Source organism: Candidatus Contendobacter odensis Run_B_J11 (assembly GCF_000531125.1).
GTDB classification, from domain to species: Bacteria; Pseudomonadota; Gammaproteobacteria; order Competibacterales; family Competibacteraceae; genus Contendibacter; species Contendibacter odensensis.
Genome location: NZ_CBTK010000292.1, coordinates 1 through 2,426, shown reverse-complemented (window position 1 = coordinate 2,426; position 2,426 = coordinate 1). Strand labels below are relative to the sequence as shown.

Sequence of the window (2,426 nt, the reverse complement as noted above, 5' to 3'; positions counted from 1 at the left end):
GCACCCAAAGGCGGCTTAAGCGCGGCTTGTTGGAAAGCGAAAAACGAGGGGCACCTCATGGTTCGATCAAGGCGCTGTCGGGAAACGATGTGATTACCGCTCGATTTCCCCATGCTAAACAGAGTCTCTCATTTCTACCGGTGTTCAAGTTATTTCTGCAAACCAATTTTCCGCTCCGTACCGAGTTTGATGATCCGGGCATGAAGCGGCGGGTCATCGTCTGTCCGTTCAACCAAAAGCCGACAACGCCCGATCCCGCGATCAAGGAAGCGCTGATGAACGATCCGAAAGCCAAGGCGGCGGTGCTGGCGTGGCTGTTCGAGGGCTATCGAGTTTGGCGAAGTGCGGGGTTTCGCTTGCCCGAAAGTGACTACGCCGCCCAGGCTACCGGGAGCTACTGGGCCGACATGGACCCCTACGCCGATTTTGCCAGGGAAAATCTGATCTTCGCCAAGCAGGCGAAAACTGCTAAGAGGGACCTGAGTAGCGTTTTCAAAACGTGGCGCGAAGAGTCTGGTCGTCAAGCTTCGTTGCGTGAACTTTCTAAGTGGTTATTAGCAAAAGGAATTTATGAAGATCAAGACCCTGATCCTAAGAAGCGAACGAGATTTTGGGTAGGAGTTGAACTGCTGAACAATACGATCAATACGATCAATACGATCAACACTTCTAGGAAATAGGACCGCACAGACTTTGAAAAAAGATCCCTCAAAAAAAGTTTTCTAAAAGTAATGATCGTAATGATCGTAATGATCATAACCTGATCACCTCCTGCTTCGGAGCAACGGGTCTTGGCCCCGGAGCGGGTTGACGAACAGCGCCAAGTTTGGGGTTTTGGACCCGTTTGAAGCTTAGTGCATGGTGTATAGTACACGGTGCGCTGTTGACTATGATCATTCTTATTCAAACCACCTATATTACGGGCAGGTGTAGAATATGTTTCTATTGTTATACATTGACACGCTAGATTGCCAAGCAACTACTTGACCTTGATTCTATAATGAAAAATTCCGTTTATTTAGATACAACAATTCCCAGCTATTTATTTGACGAGCGGGAAAGTATTAACACTCATATAAAAACTACCCAAAAATGGTGGACCGAAGAGAGTAGCAAATTTGATATTTGGATTTCAGAAGAGACATTGAATGAAGTAGCTGAAGGAAATTATCCTAGAAAAGATGAAATATTGAGATTCATATCAAGTATTCCTATTTTGTCTCCAGAAAAACAGATCATTGATATTGCACAAATATATCTCGATAACTATGTAATGCCTCGCGTGTTAAAAGGTGACGCTTTACATTTGGCTTATGCCTCGTTTTATAAAATAGATTTTTTACTAACATGGAACTGTAATCATTTAGCTAATGCAAATAAAAAGCAGCATATCCGAATTATGAATACAAGGTTAAATTTGGCAACCCCGGAAATAGTAACCCCCCTAGAATTGTTTGCGGAGACTAATGATGATTACCAATGAGTTGTTGATTGAAAAATCTCAAACACAGAAAAAACTTGATGAGATAGCTAACCATAGCCTAGAAAAATATGTTGAGAATACTCATTCAAAAGTCCAACAGTTATCAGCCAAGCTTGGGCTAAAATTGAAATATGGAAAACCTGCTGAAGTTTTAAAGTGAGCGAATTCGTTGCATTCTAGCAGCAGGATAGTTTTTCAAACATCCACTGAGTCCACCTCCGTTTAACCCTTGTATAGTCAAGTTTAGCGTCCACGGGTCAAAACCGTCGATGGTGTGGGTTCCGATTCAGCGCCCCGTAAGGCAAGAGAGAACCGAATGCATAAAGAACAGCTTATTGGAAAATTGTTTAGGTTCAAGATCGAACAGGCCGGTGGGAAATACGGATCGTTTATCTGCGCGGTGTGTGGAAGTAGTAATGCCTATTATAAATTTAGCGCGGGTTCAGGCGGATGTGACACCTGCGGAGCCAGTTACATCAGGGTAGAAGGTGTTGATCTGACTGTTGCCGATAAAGGTAAATTTGGCCCGCACTGGATGACGCTTCAACTGGAATCCTTTTCCGAGCCTGTAACTTCTATTGCCTAACCTCTGCGTTCACTTGCCGGGCGGAGCATGGTTGATGACGTAACCCGGCGTTTTATAAAATTCAACGCGCTACGGTACTACTCATAGACAAACCACAGTCGCCGCAGACCAAGTGCGCGTCGGGCTTGGCCCACGCATTCTGGCCACACTTCGCGCACGAGTATTTGATTTTTGACTGAGGTGCCGCCGCTCGTCCGCCCGCAGGCGATTGCCAACTCAGTTTGAAACCGGTGGCCAGCAACCTCTGGGCGACACTTTCAAACCGCCCCCCCGAAACAATGTAGTGAGTCATACTTTGCCCGGTCCGTTTGCCCCCCGGAGCGCCGGTGTCCGAGGGCATCAACCCCAGGGCTTCCA

General features: G+C 46.1%; 4 protein-coding genes and 1 pseudogene. 4 read left to right on the top strand and 1 reads right to left on the bottom strand.

Annotation, left to right across the window (positions count from 1 at the left end; genetic code table 11):
* Positions 1-26: 26 nt before the first annotated feature.
* The 4 genes from BN874_RS18650 to BN874_RS18640 all read left to right on the top strand — a co-directional run bounded on the left by BN874_RS18650 (position 27) and on the right by BN874_RS18640 (position 2,069).
* Positions 27-680: a hypothetical protein gene (locus tag BN874_RS18650; protein ID WP_034435864.1), complete on the top strand. Its 654-nt coding sequence runs from the start codon at positions 27-29 to the stop codon at positions 678-680.
* 320 nt (positions 681-1,000) lie between these two features.
* On the top strand, positions 1,001-1,483 hold the full coding sequence (locus BN874_RS18645; protein WP_034435863.1) for a type II toxin-antitoxin system VapC family toxin: 483 nt from the start codon (positions 1,001-1,003) through the stop codon (positions 1,481-1,483).
* Positions 1,470-1,643, top strand: a complete 174-nt coding sequence (locus BN874_RS24770) for a hypothetical protein (protein WP_154725021.1) — start codon at positions 1,470-1,472, stop codon at positions 1,641-1,643. Before BN874_RS18645 ends, BN874_RS24770 begins: the two co-directional genes overlap by 14 nt.
* 156 nt (positions 1,644-1,799) lie before the next feature.
* A complete protein-coding gene (locus BN874_RS18640; RefSeq protein WP_034435862.1) occupies positions 1,800-2,069 on the top strand; it encodes a hypothetical protein in 270 nt (89 codons plus the stop codon).
* 61 nt (positions 2,070-2,130) lie between these two features.
* Here the strand turns inward: BN874_RS18640 and BN874_RS25895 are convergent.
* Positions 2,131-2,426 (bottom strand): annotated as a pseudogene (locus BN874_RS25895) (SprT-like domain-containing protein); the annotation flags it as partial.